Origin of the sequence: Roseovarius sp. CH_XMU1461, assembly GCF_037027165.1 — a bacterium.
Taxonomy (GTDB): Bacteria; Pseudomonadota; Alphaproteobacteria; order Rhodobacterales; family Rhodobacteraceae; genus Roseovarius; species Roseovarius nubinhibens.
Genome location: NZ_JAYMDV010000004.1, coordinates 154,465 through 171,084, shown reverse-complemented (window position 1 = coordinate 171,084; position 16,620 = coordinate 154,465). Strand labels below are relative to the sequence as shown.

General features: G+C 65.5%; 15 protein-coding genes. 6 read left to right on the top strand and 9 right to left on the bottom strand.

The genetic code is table 11. The features are described from left to right. The first annotated feature begins 34 nt into the window (after window positions 1-34). Complete coding sequence (locus WA237_RS13800; protein ID WP_336098332.1) at window positions 35-985, top strand: LysR family transcriptional regulator; 951 nt, start codon at window positions 35-37, stop codon at window positions 983-985. 15 nt (window positions 986-1,000) lie between these two features. Here WA237_RS13800 and WA237_RS13795 read toward each other — a convergent pair whose 3' ends face one another. Then, window positions 1,001-2,125: a zinc ABC transporter substrate-binding protein gene (locus WA237_RS13795; RefSeq protein WP_336098331.1), complete on the bottom strand. Its 1,125-nt coding sequence runs from the start codon at window positions 2,123-2,125 to the stop codon at window positions 1,001-1,003. A gap of 113 nt (window positions 2,126-2,238) precedes the next feature. On the opposite strand from WA237_RS13795, the gene WA237_RS13790 reads away from it, so the two are divergent. The 3 genes from WA237_RS13790 to WA237_RS13780 are packed head-to-tail and all read left to right on the top strand — an operon-like array spanning window position 2,239 to window position 4,356. Continuing rightward, complete coding sequence (locus tag WA237_RS13790) at window positions 2,239-2,733, top strand: transcriptional repressor (protein ID WP_336098330.1); 495 nt, start codon at window positions 2,239-2,241, stop codon at window positions 2,731-2,733. Window positions 2,734-2,746: 13 nt separating this feature from the next. Then, complete coding sequence (locus WA237_RS13785; RefSeq protein WP_336098327.1) at window positions 2,747-3,556, top strand: metal ABC transporter ATP-binding protein; 810 nt, start codon at window positions 2,747-2,749, stop codon at window positions 3,554-3,556. Further along, complete coding sequence (locus WA237_RS13780) at window positions 3,553-4,356, top strand: metal ABC transporter permease (RefSeq protein ID WP_009814842.1); 804 nt, start codon at window positions 3,553-3,555, stop codon at window positions 4,354-4,356. The genes WA237_RS13785 and WA237_RS13780 overlap by 4 nt, the downstream gene beginning before the upstream one ends. 3 nt (window positions 4,357-4,359) lie before the next feature. Here WA237_RS13780 and WA237_RS13775 read toward each other — a convergent pair whose 3' ends face one another. Continuing rightward, entirely contained in the window at window positions 4,360-5,352 is a 993-nt protein-coding gene (locus WA237_RS13775) for a sterol desaturase family protein (RefSeq protein ID WP_336098324.1), read from the bottom strand. A gap of 51 nt (window positions 5,353-5,403) precedes the next feature. Beyond that, entirely contained in the window at window positions 5,404-6,168 is a 765-nt protein-coding gene (locus WA237_RS13770) for a class II aldolase and adducin N-terminal domain-containing protein (RefSeq protein ID WP_336098323.1), read from the bottom strand. A gap of 120 nt (window positions 6,169-6,288) precedes the next feature. On the opposite strand from WA237_RS13770, the gene WA237_RS13765 reads away from it, so the two are divergent. Next, window positions 6,289-7,179, top strand: coding sequence for a LysR family transcriptional regulator (locus WA237_RS13765; RefSeq protein ID WP_336098321.1), 891 nt, complete (start codon window positions 6,289-6,291; stop codon window positions 7,177-7,179). A 46-nt stretch (window positions 7,180-7,225) separates the two neighbouring features. Here WA237_RS13765 and WA237_RS13760 read toward each other — a convergent pair whose 3' ends face one another. The 6 genes from WA237_RS13760 to gmd all read right to left on the bottom strand — a co-directional run bounded on the left by WA237_RS13760 (window position 7,226) and on the right by gmd (window position 13,949). After that, window positions 7,226-8,527: an aminotransferase class III-fold pyridoxal phosphate-dependent enzyme gene (locus WA237_RS13760; RefSeq protein WP_336098318.1), complete on the bottom strand. Its 1,302-nt coding sequence runs from the start codon at window positions 8,525-8,527 to the stop codon at window positions 7,226-7,228. 81 nt (window positions 8,528-8,608) lie between these two features. Continuing rightward, window positions 8,609-9,268, bottom strand: a complete 660-nt coding sequence (locus tag WA237_RS13755; RefSeq protein WP_009814837.1) for a helix-turn-helix domain-containing protein — start codon at window positions 9,266-9,268, stop codon at window positions 8,609-8,611. A gap of 9 nt (window positions 9,269-9,277) precedes the next feature. Beyond that, on the bottom strand, window positions 9,278-10,720 hold the full coding sequence (locus WA237_RS13750; protein ID WP_336098317.1) for a mannose-1-phosphate guanylyltransferase/mannose-6-phosphate isomerase: 1,443 nt from the start codon (window positions 10,718-10,720) through the stop codon (window positions 9,278-9,280). Between the two features lie 13 nt (window positions 10,721-10,733). After that, the gene (locus WA237_RS13745) at window positions 10,734-11,900 is read right to left on the bottom strand and encodes a DegT/DnrJ/EryC1/StrS family aminotransferase (RefSeq protein WP_336098315.1); all 1,167 of its coding nucleotides are present in this window, start codon (window positions 11,898-11,900) and stop codon (window positions 10,734-10,736) included. Continuing rightward, window positions 11,897-12,826: a GDP-L-fucose synthase family protein gene (locus tag WA237_RS13740; protein ID WP_336098313.1), complete on the bottom strand. Its 930-nt coding sequence runs from the start codon at window positions 12,824-12,826 to the stop codon at window positions 11,897-11,899. Before WA237_RS13740 ends, WA237_RS13745 begins: the two co-directional genes overlap by 4 nt. A 4-nt stretch (window positions 12,827-12,830) precedes the next feature. Continuing rightward, window positions 12,831-13,949, bottom strand: coding sequence for a GDP-mannose 4,6-dehydratase (gmd, locus tag WA237_RS13735; protein ID WP_336098311.1), 1,119 nt, complete (start codon window positions 13,947-13,949; stop codon window positions 12,831-12,833). A 357-nt stretch (window positions 13,950-14,306) separates the two neighbouring features. On the opposite strand from gmd, the gene WA237_RS13730 reads away from it, so the two are divergent. After that, entirely contained in the window at window positions 14,307-16,571 is a 2,265-nt protein-coding gene (locus WA237_RS13730) for a DEAD/DEAH box helicase (protein ID WP_336098310.1), read from the top strand. The last annotated feature ends 49 nt before the right edge of the window (window positions 16,572-16,620 follow it).

Here is a 16,620-nt window from a genome sequence, read left to right as displayed (position 1 = left end):
GGCACAGTGAGAGGGAACCACCGAAGGACCGCCCATGCCCCGCCTGTCGCGCCGCCACCTGCCCTCGCTTGGCGCTTTCGCCACATTCGAGGTGGCCGCCAAACATCTGAGCTTTACCGCCGCCGCGCGCGAATTGAACGTGACCCAGGCGGCGGTGAGCCAGCAGATCCGCGCGCTCGAGACCGCGCTCGACACCTCGCTCTTCCGGCGCAGCCCCGGCGGGCTCGAGCTGAGCCCTTCGGGCGCCACGCTGCTCGGCGCGGTGGGCGACGGGCTCGACCGGCTGACCGAGGCCATCGCGACGCTCTCGGCCCCGCCGCAGGTGGATCAGCCGATCACCATCGCCGCCACCATCGGCGTCGCGAGCCATTGGATCACCGCCCTCACCCGCGCCTATCGCGAGACCCATCCCGACACTTGCTTCACCATTCTCGCCTCGGATGAGGATGACCGCCTGTCGCGCGCCGCCGGGGTCGATATCGCGCTGATCTGTGGCAATGACCGCAGCCGCGCCGGCGACGAGCTCTATTACCTCTTCCCCGAGATGGTCCAACCGGTCTGCAGCCCCGAATTCCTCGCCCAAAACGGGCCATTTGACGATGCCGAAACCCTCACCCGTCAGCCGCTACTCGACCTCCACGACAGCCATTGGCAATCGCGGGCGATCAACTGGCAGCCGCTGACTTGGGTCTCGTGGTTCAACAGCCTCGGCATCACCCATGTGCCCCGGCCCGCCCCGCTGAGCACCAATTGCAATCCGATCCTGATCGACGCCGCCCGGCGCAGCGAAGGGGTCATCCTCGGCTGGCGCCATATCGTGGCCGAGGACCTGACGCGCGGCACGCTGGTGCCCGCGCATCCCCATGTGCTCCGGGTCGAGCGGGCCAATTTCCTGCAGGTCAATGACCATGCCCGCGACCGGCCCGATCTACGCCCCTTCGTCGATTATGTGCTCGATCAGAGCCGCAGCATCGCCGCGGCCTGATCTCTCACCCCTGGCTCAGCTGTCGCTCAGACAACCCGCCAGCCGCGTTGCCATCTCGACGATCATCGCCGGATAGAGCCCCGGGCCCTCTGGCAGTTCGAGCCCCATCGGATCGAGCGCCACCAGACGCGCGCCGGTCACCTCGGCCACCGATTCCGCCAGCGCCGGGTTGAGCCCCGGCTCGGTGAGCACACAGGCCACCCCGCGTTTCTCCAGAACCTCGCGGATTTCGGCCACCCGTTTCGGCCCCGGCGCCCGCGCATCGCTGAGCGCAATCGCCCCGGCGGCTGTCACGTCAAAAGCCTTCTCGAAATACTGGAACGCATCATGCGAGACCACGAAAGGCACGTCTTTGACCGGCGCCAGCACCGCGCGCGCCTTGTCTTGCGCTGCCACGATCTCGGCATCCGCCTGCGCGAGGTTCTCACGGTAAACCGCTGCGTTTTCAGGGTCTTGTTCGATCAGCTCATCGGCAATCAGCCGCGCCCAGGCCCGCGCGTTCTCCGGGTCGAGCCAGCCATGCGGATCGTTCGGCCCGTGATCATGCCCGTCATGGCCCGCCTCGTCGTGGCCATGACCGTCATGACCCTTCTCGTCATGCGCGTGGTCGTCGTGACCATGGTCGTCATGGCCCTTTTCATCGTGCGCATGCTCATCATGCCCGTGATCGTCATGCCCGTGGTCATCATGACCCTTTTCATCGTGACCATGCTCATCATGCCCATGCTCTTCGTGACCATGCGCCTCATGCCCGTGATCCTGATGGGCAAACTCGACCTCGTCCCGGGTCGGCAGCACGATGCTGGTCTCCGCCTCCATGAGCCGGATCACATGGGCCTCGGGCGCGAGCGACTGCTGCGCCTCGCTGAGCCACGGGGTCAGCCCGCCGCCCACCATCACCACCAGATCGGCCTTGGCCAGCGCCGCCGCATCCGAGGGTTTGAGCCGCGCATCATGCGGCGAGGCGCCGCGCGGCACCAGCCGTCCGGGCGTCCCCACGCCTTGCATCACCCGCGCCACGAGCGATTCGACCGGCGCGATATCGGTGACCACCGCAGGCTCTGCCGCCGCCGCCACCGGAAGCCCCAGCCCAGCCACAAGCGTCATCGCCCCAACCCAATGTTTGCCTGTTCCCGTCATGCTGCGCTCCATGCTAATCCGTGCTAAAAAACTCCGGGCAATCCCGGCGTCGGGGTTGATAGATGAGATAATATAACATATCAAGCCCTGAACACGACAGAACGGACCAGACCATGAGCCGCCTCGCCTTTGACGCCCATGACCACCACAGCTGCATCGCCGACACGCTCGACGCGGCCGAGGCGCGCTGTGCCAAGAGCGGGCTGCAGTTCACCCCGGTGCGCCGCCGGGCGCTCGAAATTCTGGCCACCGAACACCGCGCCATGGGCGCCTATGACCTGCTCGACCATCTGCGCGCCGAAGGCCTTGGCTCACAGCCCCCGGTGGCCTATCGCGCCCTCGATTTCCTCGTGAAACACGGGTTCGCGCATAAGATCGAGCGGCTCAACGCCTTTGTCGCCTGCTGCCATCCCGACACCGATCACAGCCCCGCCTTCCTGATCTGCCGCCATTGCGACGCGGTGGCCGAAATCCGCGCCCGCGACGCCCGTGGCCTCTTGGCCGACACCGCCAGCGAGGCGGGCTTTACCGTCGACCGCGCGGTGATCGAGGCCGAAGGCACCTGCCCCAATTGCCAGGATGGCACCGAGGTTCAGGCCCCCGCATGACCCGGACCCCTCTATGACCCAGAGCAAAGACACGACCCTGACGCGGATCACCGATCTCGGCGTCCAGTTTGGCGATGCGCCGGTGCTGCGCAACATCTCGCTGACTCTGCGCGCGGGCGAGATCACCACCGTGGTTGGCCCCAATGGCTCTGGCAAATCGACCCTGCTGCGCTGTCTCATCGGCGCCCAGCGCCCCGACCGGGGCGAGATCAGCCACGCGCCGGGGCTGCGCATCGGCTATGTGCCGCAGAAACTTCATATCGACCCGACCCTGCCGCTCACCGTGGCGCGGTTCCTGTCGCTGCCGAGCCGGGTCAGCGCCGCCGCCGCCCGCGAGGCGCTCGACCGGGCCGGGGCTGGCGATCTTTACGGACGTCAGATGGCGCGGCTCTCCGGCGGCCAGTTTCAACGCGTGCTTCTCGCCCGCGCGCTTCTGAGCCGCCCGCATCTGCTCATTCTCGACGAGGCCACCCAAGGTCTCGATCAGCCCGGCGCCGCGGCCTTCTACCAGCGGATCGAACAGGTCCGGGCCGAGCTTGGCTGCGCCGTCTTGATGGTGAGCCATGATCTCCACGTCGTCATGGCCGCCTCCGACCGGGTGATCTGCCTCAACGGCCATATCTGCTGCGAAGGCGCGCCCGAACAGGTGGCCCAGGCCGAGGAATACCGCGCGCTCTTTGGCTCGGGCACGCAGGGCGCGCTGGCGCTCTACCGCCACGACCACAATCACCGCCATGATCACGACCATGTGCACGGCCCCGGCTGTGCCCACGACCACGACCATGACCACGATCACCCGCATGATCACGAGGCCGCCGAATGAGCCTGCTCGACGATTTCCTGATCCGCGCCGCACTGGCCGCCGTCGGCGTGGCGCTGGCCGCCGCCCCGCTGGGCTGTTTCGTGGTCTGGCGCCGCATGGCCTATTTCGGCGACGCCACCTCGCATGCCGCGATCCTCGGCGTCGCCCTGTCGCTGGCGCTGTCGCTGCCGATCTTTGCAGGCGCGCTCGCCGTGGCGCTGATCATGGCCGTGGCCATCACGATGCTGAGCCAACGCGGCCACGCCATGGACACGCTCCTCGGCGTCATGGCCCATTCGGCGCTGGCCGTAGGGCTCGTTGCGGTCTCCTTCCTCGACGGGGTGCGCATCGACCTCATGGCCTATCTCTTTGGCGAGATTCTCGCGGTGTCGCGGCTCGACCTGCTGGTGATCTGGACCGGAGCGGCGCTGGTGCTGGCGCTTCTGTCGTGGCGCTGGTCGGCGCTTCTGACCGCGACGCTCAACACCGATCTGGCCCATGCCGCAGGCGTCAACCCGGCGCGCGAACAGGCGGTGCTGACCCTGGCGCTGGCCCTCGTCGTCGCCGTCGCGATCAAGGTGGTAGGCGTGCTGCTCATCGCCGCGCTCCTGATCATCCCCGCCGCCACCGCCCGGCCTCTCGCCACGACGCCCGAACGCATGGCCGTCGCCGCCGCCGCCATCGGCGCGCTCTCAGGGCTCGCGGGGCTCGGGCTCAGCTATCACTATGACACGCCCGCCGGCCCGACCATCGTCTGCGTCGCCGCCGGGCTCTTCCTGCTCTCGACGCTGCTGCGCGGACGGCTGATGACACGCGGCTAGACCTCACCGCGTGTACATCTGCGTCTTATGCGCCCGGGTCCGCGCCGTGGCCTCGGCACTGCCATCATGGAAGGTGCCGAACCAGCGATCGAACGGGATCTCCGAGGTGCCGTAATTGCACTCGAAATAGCGGTGATGCAGCTGGTGAAAGAAATCCCCCGCCCGCATCGCCTCGCGGTCCCGCGCGATGAGCTTCTCGAACCCCGAATGCGACAGCACCGGGCTCAGCTGCTGAAAATACACATGATAGAGCAGATGCAGCGGGTGCGAGGCCACGACCAGATGGATGAAATAGGTCGTGAAGTAAAAGAGGTTCTCATACCAATGGTTCGAGATCCCCGACCACGGCCCCACATTGACATTGCGGTGATGCACCGCATGCACATGCCGATAGAGCCGCGGATGATGCTCGAGCCGATGCACCCAATAGAAATGCAGGCTCGACCACATCGGAATGAGCCCCATCCAGAGCACGAACCAGATGGGCGCGCTGTCGAAACTGATCCCCGGCGCATAGCCATTGGCCATGGCCCAGAATATCCCCCATTGATACAGCGTCGCCACGCTCATCGCACTGCCGAGCGTCCACCAGATATTGTCGAGTACCTGGTTGCGGAAGGTGAAACTGCCGTTCTTGCGGGTGAGATCGCGCTTGTCGAATTTCTTGCGCATCCCCTGCCCGCGCCGGATATAGAGCCACCAATGCAGCGACCCCGCCACCAGGCATTGCGGCACCACATTCATCAGCCAGACGGTGATCATCCAGCCCGGCGCGAACTCCCGCATTTCGCTCAGCGGCGGCATCACCCAGAGGTAGACAGCCACCGCCATCGCCAAACACAGGCTGAGCGAGCCGAGCGTCAGCCACGCCCCGCGATACCAGCGCAGCACCGCCATCGGGCGCGGCGGCCAGTGAAACAGCGGGTTGAGCGCCACCGGCGCCTCTGGCCGATAATTCCAACGCTCGGCCTCCGGATCATGGGCAAAATCATGCATATCGGCGCTCTCCTCCCTGCGCGTGCTCTCTGCGCGTGCTCTCTGCCGCGATCAACTCGCGTAATTCGATCCTTCATCGTCGAGAATGCCCATCAGCTCGGCCAGATGCGACGCGGCCTGGCTGGGATAGTCCTCCAGCTCCTGCGCGGTCTTCTCCGCCACCTCATCCGACAGCACCCGAAGCTCCTGCCCGGTCTGCAACGCCCGGATATAGGTCTCGGCGGCGCGCTCGAAATAATAGAGCCGGTTGAACGTGTCGGCGACATCCTCGCCGATCACCAACACCCCGTGATGGCCCATGATCATCACCTTGACCCGCGGATCACCAAGCAACCCGGCACAGCGTTCGCCCTCGCTCTCAAAGGCGAGCCCGCCATAGCCCTCATCGATCACATAGCGGTTGAAAAACGTCGCGCAATTCTGGTCGATCGGCGGCAGGCGGCTGTCCTTGAGACAGGCGAGCACGGTGGCATGGATCGAATGCACATGCATGATGCAGCGCGCATGCGGCACATGGCGATGGATCGCCCCATGCAGCCCCCAGGCCGTCGGGTCCGGCGCGCCGGGCTTGTCCATGGTCGACGGGTCCTTGGCATCGAGAAGCAAGAGATCCGACGCCTTGATGCGCGAGAAATGCTTCTGATTGGGGTTCATCAGGAATTCCGTGCCATCCTCGTTCACCGCGAGGCTGAAATGATTGGCCACCCCCTCATGCATGTCGAGCCGCTCGGTCCAGCGAAAGGCGGCGGCCATTTCAATGCGCTCCTGCCAATGGCTGAGGTTGCTGATCTCGCTCAGATGCGCGGCGATGGACATGGGGGCATTCCTTTTGACAATTGCGTTTCACCCCATCCTGCGGCGCGCATCGGGTTTTGACGAGCGATGGATTTGAGGCTATGGCATTAGCTACACTTATCCATGGATTGCGCATAGAGCATGAGCCGCCCCGACCTGCCCCCGCTGACCTGGCTTCGCGCCTATGAGGCCGCCGCGCGGCACCTGTCGTTCACCCTCGCCGCCAAAGAGCTCAACCTCACCCAATCGGCCATCAGCCAGCATGTGCGCAGCCTCGAGACATGGCTCGGCCATGATCTCTTTCTGCGCCGCACCCGCGCCCTGTCGCTGACCGAAGCCGGGGCAAACTACTTGCCCGTGGTGCGTGAGGCGTTTCAGCTGCTGGCGGGCGGCACCCGGGCGCTGGTCGGCGGCGACCGGGGGCACCGGCTCCGGCTCAATTGCAACATGTCCTTCGCCGCCTATTGGCTCGCCCCGCGCATGGGACGGCTGCGCGAGGCCCTGCCGTGGCTGCAACTCCACGTGATGACCGCCACCTGGGGCCCGCAGATGGAGCCCGGCAACACCGACTTTGAGATCTGGTTCCTGCGCCCTGAAGAAATGTCCGCCGATGCCGAGCTGCTCTTCACCGAGAGCCTCTCACCGGTCTGCGCTCCGGGCTTTGCGGGTGACGCGCCCGACTGGCTCCGCGATCCGCTGATGGATTGCGCGGGCGTGCTCTCGGGCTGGCACAGCTGGGCCGAGGCGGCGGGCCGCCCGCTCGCCCCCGGCCAGCGGGTCGAACTCATGTCCACCTATGTGATCTCGCTCTCCGCCGCGCTCAACGGCCAAGGCCTCGCCATGGGCCAGGGCTTCATGACCCGCGCGCTGCAGGCGACCTCAGCGCTGATCGAGCCTTGGCCGGATCAGCGCCTGCCGCTCTCCGAGGTCTATTTCATGATCCCGCCGCCGCGCCATGCCGAAACCCCCGCCAGCCGCGCCTTTGCCGACTGGCTGCGCGCCGAGGTCGCTGCAGAGACGCAAACGGCCTGACCCCGGGGCACGGGATCAGGCCGCTTTGTCGTTTTTTTACACAGGCTTAGCGCAGGACTTTGGTCAGCATATCTTTCACTTTGCCGATATGCTCCTCGTCGATGGTGAGCGGCGGCGACATGGCGAAATTATTGCCAATCGGCCGGAAGCTCAGCCCGATGTCCCAGGCCTTCTTGGCCAGCTCCGGCGCGGTGCGGCTGGAATTCGGGTCGATCTCCATCGCACCGATGAGCCCCATGTTGCGAATGTCGATCACATCCGGCACATCGGCAAAGCTGTGCAGCATCTCTTCCCAGATCGGCGCCATCTTGGCGGCATTCTCGAAAATCCCCTCGTCGCGATAGACGTCGAGCGTCGCAATCGCCGCCGCCGAGGCCAGCGGATGCCCCGAATAGGTATAGCCGTGGAAAAGATCCGGCAGCGCCTCGGGCCCGCTGCGAAACGCCTCGCGCACCTTGGCGGTGGTGAACACGCCGCCCATCGGCACGGTGGCATTGGTCATGCCCTTGGCGGCGGTGAAAATATCCGGCTTCACCCCGAAATGCTGGCTGGCAAAGGGCGTGCCCATGCGGCCAAACCCGGTGATCACCTCGTCAAAAATGAGCAGGATACCGTGCTGATCACAGATTTCGCGCAGCCGCTCGAGATAGCCCTTGGGCGGCGGGAACACCCCGCCCGCACCGGCCACCGGCTCGACGATTACCGCGGCGACATTATGCCCGCCATGGGTCTCGCAGATCATCGCCAGATCTTCGGCGAGATGCGCGCCGGTCTCGGGCTGGCCCTTCGACATGCGGTTCTCGGCCAGGTTGGTGTGACGCAGATGCTGGGCACTGGGATAGAGCGTGCCAAACTGGCCCTTGTTGAGGCCGATGCCGCCCACCGACAGACCGCCGAAATTGATCCCGTGATAGGCCTTCTGCCGCCCCACCAGAATGCGCCGCTGCCCCTCGCCCCGCGCCGAATGATAGCCCAGCGCGATCTTGAGAGCGGTGTCCACCGATTCCGACCCGGAGTTGGTGAAGAACACATGGTCGAACCCGGGCGCCAGCGCCACCATACGGCTCGCCGCCTGAAAGGCGATCGGATGGCCCTGCCCGAAGCAATGGGCGAAATCCATCTCCGCCGCCTGTTTCTGAATGGCCTCGATGATGCGCGGATGCCCATGGCCCGCATTGGAACACCACAGCCCGCCGGTGCCGTCGAACACCTCGCGGCCATCCACCGTGGTATAATAGAGCCCCTTGGCCCCGCTCACCAACCGCGGCGCCGCCTTAAAGGCCCGCGACGACGTGAACGGCATCCAGAAACTGTCGAGATCATTTGGTATGGGACTTGCGTCATTCATGGTCCACGGGCCTCCCGGAAAATTTGATCATATTCCGCCACACTGGGCAAAGCCGCGCCCAGTTGCAAGCCCGCAAATCGGCTAGGTTCCAGCCCCCGGATTCCGATAGGAAATCACCGACAGAAACCGCACCGGCAGCTTGAAAAGCTCCTCCGGCCCATGCGGCGCATCGGCATCGAAAAACAGGGAATCACCGGGCTTGAGATGGTACATCTTGGTGCCGTGGCGATAGCCCACCTCGCCCTCGAGGATATAGAGAAACTCGATCCCGTCATGTTGAAAGGTCGGGAACCGGTCCGAGGTCTCGCTGAGCGTGATCAGATAGGGTTCGACCTGCAGCCCGCTGGCATTGGCCCCAAGCGCGCCGAGAAGCTGATACTGATGCCCGGCCCGGGTGCCTTCGCGCACCGTCTCGACGCCCTCGCCCGCCTTGACATGGACCGCGCCCCGCTCGACCTCATAGGTCTTGAAGAAATCGGTGATCGGCACGCTCAGCGCCCGCGCCAGCGTCACCAACGTGGTGAGCGAGGCCGAGGTGCCGCCGTTCTCGATCTTCGACAGCATCCCGGGGCTGAGCCCGGTCGCCTCGCTCAGATCGGTCACCGTCATGCGCTGCGACTGACGCAGGCTGCGCACCTCGCGGCCAATGGCCACCTCGAGAACCCGCTCCTTGTTGGGCGTGATCTTGTGCGGGTCTTGCTTCGGCAGGCTGGCAGGCGAAGGCGTCTTATCCGTCGTCATGGGCAACTTTCATTTACGGGCATACACATCTTCATAGCGGATAATATCGTCTTCGCCCAGATAGCTGCCGGTCTGCACCTCGATGAGAACCATCTCGACCTTGCCGGGGTTTTCCATCCGGTGCACCGCGCCAAGCGGGATATAAACGCTCTCGTTTTCGCCGACGAGACGGACATCGTCATCCACCGTCACCCGCGCCGTGCCCTGCACCACGATCCAATGTTCCGACCGGTGATGATGGCTCTGCAGGCTGAGCGCCGCGCCGGGCTTGACCACGATCCGCTTGACCTGAAACCGCTCGCCGATGACCAGGCTCTCGAACCAGCCCCAGGGCCGGTGATCGACCGGAAACTCCGTCGCCTGCCGCGCCTTGCGGGATTTGAGCGCCGCCACCGCCTCCTTGACGCGCTGGCTCTCGCCACGCGGCGCCACCACCACCGCATCCGGCATGGCCACCGCGATCATGTCGCGCAGCCCGATGCCCACCAGCTCCTGCGCCGCGTTCTCCGACCGCAAGAGGCTGCCCTCGCAATCGAGCGCGGTGGCATGATCCGTCACCACATTGCCCGCCCCATCCGGGCCGCTCTCCTGCCAGACCGCCTGCCAATCGCCGAGATCGGACCAGCCCGCGGCAAAGGGCATCACCGCGAGGTTGCGGGCCTTCTCCATGATGGCATAGTCGATGCTGTCCTCGGCCACCTGCCCCCAAGGCTCGGCCGCGAGCCGGGTAAAGCCCAGATCGGCCTCGCCCTGTGCCACAGCCGCCCGCACCGGCGCGATCATCTCGGGCGCATGGGCCTCAAAGGCCGCGATGATGCCCTGCACCGAGAACAGGAACAGCCCGCCATTCCACAGGTAATGCCCCGCCGCCAACAGCGCCTCGGCGGTCTCGGCATCGGGTTTCTCGACAAAGCGCACCAAGGGCTGCGGCGTGTCGGCCTCGGCATGGCCCGGCTCCTGCAGCTCGAGCCAGCCATAGCCGGTCTCGGCCCGCGTCGGCCGAATGCCAAAAGTCACCAGATCGCCCGCCGCCGCCCGGGGCGCCGCCGCCCGCACCGCCGCACGGAACGCCGCGCCGTCGGGGATCACGTGATCCGAGGGCGCCACCAGCATGAGCCCCTCGGGGTCCACCTCCGCCAGCCACAGCGCCGCCGCCAGAACCGCCGGCGCCGTGTTGCGCCCCTCCGGCTCGATCAGGACGCCGCGCGGCGCGCTCTCGATCGCCGCCAGCTGCTCCATCACAATGAACCGAAACGGCTCGCCGGTGAGAACCACAGGCGCGCCAAACCCCTCACCGCTGAGCCGCCGCGCCGAGGCCTGAAACAGGCTCTCATTGCCCACCAGCGCGGTGAACTGCTTGGGATAGCTCTTGCGCGACAAAGGCCAGAGCCGCGTGCCCGACCCGCCACAAAGGATCACCGGGTGAATGGTGGGATGCGCCGTCTCTGTCATCGCCCGTGCCTCCTCAGATATCCGCCAGGGCGTCCACCGCCTCGGGGATCGGGTAATGGTGATTGCCCACAAAAAGCCCCTGCGCGTCAATGTAATCCGCGTTGGTCAGGCTGCCGTGGATCTCGTAATCGAAATATTTCATGACCTCGTTCTTGGCGAAATTCCCCGCCACGATGGGCCGGCATTCAAACCCGGCCGCACTCAGCCGCTGCACAAGCTCGGCCCGCGCCATTCCCGCATCGGGCCGCAGCACCAGCGAAAACCCGAACCAGCTGCTCTTGCCGATCTCGCGCTGGATCATGAACTTCGGGTGATTGCCAAGCCGCGCCTGCACCAGCGCCCCATTGGCCCGCCGCCCCTCGACCAGACCGGGCAGCTTCTTGAGCTGCTCCTGCCCCAGAGCGCCCGACATCTCGAGCGGCCGCAGGTTGTAGCCCGGCAGCACAAAGCGAAAGCTCTCTTCAAAGGGATCGTCGCTCTTCTCGCCGGTGACATGGTTGAACTTCGGCAGGTTGCGGGTCCAGCCATGGGCCCGCAGGCTGAGCATGATGTGATAGAGCTCTTCATCATCCGTCACCACGATCCCGCCTTCCATGGTCGAGATATGATGCGAGAAAAACGCCGAATAGCTGCCCATGACGCCAAAGGTCCCGGCCTCTTTGCCCTCGAATGTCGCGCCCATGCTTTCGCAATTGTCCTCGATCATCACGATGTCGCGGCCATCGGTGATCTCGCGGATGCGGGCGAAATCATTGGGATTGCCAAGCAGGTTCACCACCATGATGGCGCGGGTCTTGTCGCTCACCGCCTCGGCCAGCGCGTCGAGATCATAGTTCAGCGTCTCGAGGTCGATATCCACGAATTTGAGCCGCAGCCCATATTGCCCGAGCGGGTAATAGGTGGTGGACCAGCTCACCGCCGGCACGATGATCTCATCGCCGCGCGCGAGCCGCAGCTTGGGGTCGGAATGGTAAAACAGCGCCGCCGTCATCAGCAGGTTGGCGGAGGATCCCGAATTGCACATGATGGCGTGGGTGCTGCCGAACTGGCGGGCGAACTGCTCTTCAAAGGCGCGCACTTCCGGCCCCATGGAAAACATGTCCGAGGCAATCACCCGTTGCAGCGCATCCTGCTCCGCCTGATCCCAGGACGAGGTGGCGAGAGGGAATCTGACGCTCATGAAGACGTCCTTTCGAGATAATGCTGATAGGTCTGGGCAAGCCCTTCTTCGAGAGAGGTTTGGGCCTGCCAGCCCCAGGCCTCCTGCCGGTCGGTGGCGCAGAGCTTCTGCTTCATCCCCACCGGCTTGCTGAGATCATGGGTGAACCGCCCCTGCCAGCCGATCACCTCGGCGGCCACGCGGTAATAGTCGTTGATCGAATGGTCATGGCCGAGCCCCACGTTCATCGCATCGGGCAGCGCCTCGATATCCTCGGCGGCGCGCAGCACCGCATCGGCCAGATCGCCCGCGAACATGAACTCGCGCCGCGCCGTGCCATCGCCCCAGATCTCGACCTCCGCCTGCCCGGTCTCGCGCGCCACATGCAGCTTGTGGATCACCGCCGGCAAGAGATGCGAAGCCTTGGGATCGAACGTGTCATGCAGACCGTAGAGATTGCAGGGGATGAGCGTCTTGTACTGCGCCCGCGGATCTTCGCGCCGGATATATTCGCAGAGCCGCATGGTCATGATCTTGGCCAGCGCATAGCCCTCATTGGTCGGCTCCAAAGGCCCGCTGAGGATCATCTCCTCGCGCAGCGGGTTCTGGGCCTCGCGCGGATACATGCAGGTCGAGGCCAGGTTGATGAGCCGCCGCACCCCGCCCTGCCAGGCCGCCATGACGATATTGCGCCCCATGGCGGTGTTTTCCTCAAGGAAACTCACCGGGTTGGCCATGTTCGCCTGAATACCGCCGACCCGCCCCGCCGCATGGATCACCAGATCGGGCTTGGTCTCGGCGATATAGTCGCGCACCGCGCCCGCATCCGTCAGATCGAGCGTCCGGCTCGACGGCGCGAGGATCTCCCAGTTGGCAGCACGGCCATGGGCGCGGATATTGCGCCCCACCATGCCCGAGCCCCCGGTCAGCAACAGCTTGCCCTGCATCGCCTCAGCCCTCGCGCGTCACAGAGGTCTCATAGCCATGATCCCGCAACAGCCGCGCCCGCCGCGCCGCCACAAGATCGGCCTCGACCATCTCGGCGCACATCTCCTGCGCGGTGATCTGCGGCACCCAGCCAAGCTTCTCCTTGGCCTTCGTCGGATCGCCAAGCAGCGTCTCGACCTCGGCAGGCCGGAAATAGCGCGGATCGATGCGCAGGATCACATCGCCCACCTTGACCGCCGGCGCCTTGTCCGAAGTGACCGCCGCCACGGTCGCGACCTCTTCCACGCCCTCCCCCGAAAATGCGAGCTCGATCCCCAGCTCCGCCGCCGACCAGCGGATGAAATCGCGGACGCTATATTGCTTACCGGTGGCGATGACGAAATCCTCGGGCGCATCTTGCTGCAGCATCATCCACTGCATCCGCACATAATCCTTGGCATGGCCCCAATCGCGCAGCGCATCGATATTGCCCATGTAAAGACAAGGCTCGAGCCCCTGCGCGATATTGGCGAGGCCCCGGGTGATCTTGCGGGTCACAAAGGTCTCGCCCCGGCGCGGGCTCTCATGGTTGAAGAGAATGCCGTTGCAGGCATACATGCCATAGCTTTCGCGGTAATTGACCGTGATCCAGTAGGAATAGAGCTTGGCCACCGCATAGGGCGACCGCGGATAAAACGGCGTCGTCTCGCGCTGCGGCGTCTCCTGCACCAGCCCATAGAGCTCCGAGGTCGAGGCCTGATAGAACCGACAGGTCTTCTCCATCCCGAGAAAGCGGATCGCCTCCAACAGCCGCAGCGTGCCCATCCCATCCACATCCGCGGTATATTCCGGGCTCTCGAAACTCACCGCCACATGGCTCTGCGCCCCGAGGTTATAGACCTCATCCGGCTTGATCTCGGCAATGAGCCGGGTCAGGTTCGAGGTGTCCGACAGATCGCCATAATGCAGCTTGAGCTTGGGGTCCGGCGCATGCGGGTCCTCAAAGATATGATCGATCCGGTCAGTGTTGAACAGCGAGGCGCGGCGCTTGATCCCATGCACCTCATAGCCTTTCTCCAGAAGAAATTCCGCCAGATAGGATCCGTCCTGCCCGGTGATCCCGGTGATCAATGCGCGCTTCATATGGTCTTCGCCTCGAATTCATGCCTTTTCCCGACACCTAAAGCCTCTGCCTGCGCGGGGCAACTGGCAACTGCCCCCAACGGCCAGCCGCCGCCACTCGACCGCAGCCCACAGCCCCCCGCTTCTTCTGGCCCCAAATATCCCGGGGGAAAGGCCGCAGGCCTTGGGGGCAGCGCCCCCCCACTCCCCCCAACACCCAAACACCCGCCCACACCCCCATGCGCCGAAACCCGCCCCGATTTGCGCGATGCGGATTGCCCATATACAATCCTTGCAAAGCGGCGTATGAGCCGGGGTTTCGCGGCCCGGCCGCCTGCCTCCGGCCCTCCCCGCCGCAACCCCCAGGATACCCTTCCCATGATACCCCCCCTTTCCAACGCGCTCGCCGCCCGTGGCTATGACAGCCTCACCCCCGTGCAAGAGGCCATGGCCGATCCCGATCTCATCGGCTCCGATCTGCTGGTCTCGGCCCAGACCGGCTCGGGTAAGACGGTGGCCTTCGGCCTCGCCATGGCGCCCACCCTGCTTGACGAGGCCGAGGTGTTCGGCCCCGCCGCCGCGCCGCTGGCGCTGGTGGTGGCCCCGACGCGCGAGCTGGCCTTTCAGGTGATGAACGAGCTGCGCTGGCTCTATGCCGAGACCGGCGCGCGCATCGCGTCCTGCGTCGGCGGCATGGATATGCGCGACGAACGGCGCACGCTGGAACGTGGCGCGCATATCGTCGTTGGCACACCGGGGCGGCTACGCGACCATATCTCGCGCGGCTCGCTCGACATGGACGACCTGCGCGTCGTGGTGCTCGACGAGGCGGATGAGATGCTCGATCTCGGCTTTCGCGAAGATCTCGAGTTCATGCTCGAAGCCGCGCCTGAGAACCGCCGCACCCTGCTCTTCTCGGCCACCGTGCCGCCCGCCATCGCCCGGCTCGCCGGCCAGTTTCAGCGCGACGCCCGCCGCATCAACACCGTCAGCAGCACCGAGCAACATGCCGACATCGCCTATCAGGCGCTGCGCGTCGCCCATGGCGAAGGCGAAGCGGCGATCTTCAACCTGCTGCGCTTTCATGATGCCGAGGCGGCGATCGTCTTTGCCAACACCCGCGCGGCGGTCAACCACCTGACCACCCGGCTCGCCAATCGCGGCTTTGCCGTGGTGAGCCTCTCGGGCGAGCTGAGCCAATCGGAACGCAGCCACGCGCTGCAGGCCATGCGCGACGGGCGCGCCCGGATCTGTGTCGCCACCGATGTGGCGGCGCGCGGCATCGACCTGCCCAATCTCAATCTGGTGATCCATGCCGATCTGCCGAAAAACACCGAGAGCCTGATGCACCGCTCGGGCCGCACCGGCCGCGCCGGGCGCAAGGGCGTCTCGGCGCTGATCGTCGCGCCGCGCGATCTGAAAAAGGCCGAACGCATCCTGAAATTCGCCAAGATCACTGCCGAATGGACGCTGCCGCCCTCTGCCGATGCGATCCTCGAACAGGATGAAAACCGCCTGCTCGCCGATCCCGCCTGGGAGACGCCGCTGACCGAGGCCGAAACCGCCTTTGCCGCGCGCCTGCTGGCCGAGCAAAGCCCCGAGGCCGTGGTCGGCGCCTATCTGCGTCTCTTCCGCACCCGTCACGCCGCCCCCGAAGAGCTGAGCGCCCCGGAGGCGGGCAAAGCCGCACCGCGCCGCGATCATGCCGAGTTCGGCCCCGCCACGTGGATTTCGCTCTCGGTCGGCCGCAAGGACCGGGCCGAGGCGCGCTGGCTGCTGCCGCTCCTGCTGCGCTCCGGCAATCTCGACAAGGCCAATATCGGCGCAATCCGCGTGCAGGATGGCGAGACCTATGTCGAACTGTCGACCCCGGCGGTCTCGGGCTTTTTCGACGCGCTCGACAACAACACGCTCGAGGATGGCATCACTGTGCGCCAGCTCGACGAGATGCCCGACCTTGGCCGCCCCGCGCCGAAACCCCATCGCGGTGCGCGCCCCGCAGGCGGCAAACCGCGCCATGACGGCCCGCCGCGTGGCGAGAAATCCTGGGGCGACAAGCCCCGTGGTGACAAACCCCGTGGTGAGAAATCCTGGGGTGACAAACCCCGCGGTGATAAACCCCGCGGCGACAAGCCCTGGGGCGACAAACCGCGCAGCGACAAGCCCCGCGCCGACAAACCGCGCAGCAAACCCCGGCCGCTGACCGAAACCCATGCCGTCGAACACAAGAGCCCGAAACCGGCCGGCAAACCCGTCGGAAAACCTGCTGGTAAACCTTCGGGCAAATTTGGCGACAAGCCCGCTGGCAAATTCGGTGACAAGCCGGGCGGCAAGCCCTCCGGTAAACCTTCGGGCAAGCCCGGTGGCAAACCCTCTGGCAAGTTCGGCGACAAGCCGGGCGGCAAGCCTTCCGGCAAGAGCTTTGGCAAAGCCGAGGGCAAACCGGCTGGCAAGCCTGCCGGTAAACCTGCCGGTAAACCGGCTGGCAAACCCGGCGCGAAACCGGCGGCCAAGCCCGCCCGCGACGGGCGCGACACGTCGAAACGCTTCACCCCGCCCGGCGGTCTCAAGCCCGGCGCGCGTCAGCCGCGCAAACCCGGCCCCCGTCCCGGCGGCGGCGAACCGCCCCGCCGCAAGGGCTAATCCACGCAAAAACGCGGCGGTTTTCGCAACCGCCGCGTTACCGTCGCTT

Coding starts and splice junctions, on each gene's coding strand:
- WA237_RS13800 (WP_336098332.1), top strand. CDS start 35: ATGCCCCGCCTGTCGCGCCGCCACCTGCCCTCGCTTGGCGCTTTCGCC.
- WA237_RS13795 (WP_336098331.1), bottom strand. CDS start 2,125: ATGACGGGAACAGGCAAACATTGGGTTGGGGCGATGACGCTTGTGGCT.
- WA237_RS13790 (WP_336098330.1), top strand. CDS start 2,239: ATGAGCCGCCTCGCCTTTGACGCCCATGACCACCACAGCTGCATCGCC.
- WA237_RS13785 (WP_336098327.1), top strand. CDS start 2,747: ATGACCCAGAGCAAAGACACGACCCTGACGCGGATCACCGATCTCGGC.
- WA237_RS13780 (WP_009814842.1), top strand. CDS start 3,553: ATGAGCCTGCTCGACGATTTCCTGATCCGCGCCGCACTGGCCGCCGTC.
- WA237_RS13775 (WP_336098324.1), bottom strand. CDS start 5,352: ATGCATGATTTTGCCCATGATCCGGAGGCCGAGCGTTGGAATTATCGG.
- WA237_RS13770 (WP_336098323.1), bottom strand. CDS start 6,168: ATGTCCATCGCCGCGCATCTGAGCGAGATCAGCAACCTCAGCCATTGG.
- WA237_RS13765 (WP_336098321.1), top strand. CDS start 6,289: ATGAGCCGCCCCGACCTGCCCCCGCTGACCTGGCTTCGCGCCTATGAG.
- WA237_RS13760 (WP_336098318.1), bottom strand. CDS start 8,527: ATGAATGACGCAAGTCCCATACCAAATGATCTCGACAGTTTCTGGATG.
- WA237_RS13755 (WP_009814837.1), bottom strand. CDS start 9,268: ATGACGACGGATAAGACGCCTTCGCCTGCCAGCCTGCCGAAGCAAGAC.
- WA237_RS13750 (WP_336098317.1), bottom strand. CDS start 10,720: ATGACAGAGACGGCGCATCCCACCATTCACCCGGTGATCCTTTGTGGC.
- WA237_RS13745 (WP_336098315.1), bottom strand. CDS start 11,900: ATGAGCGTCAGATTCCCTCTCGCCACCTCGTCCTGGGATCAGGCGGAG.
- WA237_RS13740 (WP_336098313.1), bottom strand. CDS start 12,826: ATGCAGGGCAAGCTGTTGCTGACCGGGGGCTCGGGCATGGTGGGGCGC.
- gmd (WP_336098311.1), bottom strand. CDS start 13,949: ATGAAGCGCGCATTGATCACCGGGATCACCGGGCAGGACGGATCCTAT.
- WA237_RS13730 (WP_336098310.1), top strand. CDS start 14,307: ATGATACCCCCCCTTTCCAACGCGCTCGCCGCCCGTGGCTATGACAGC.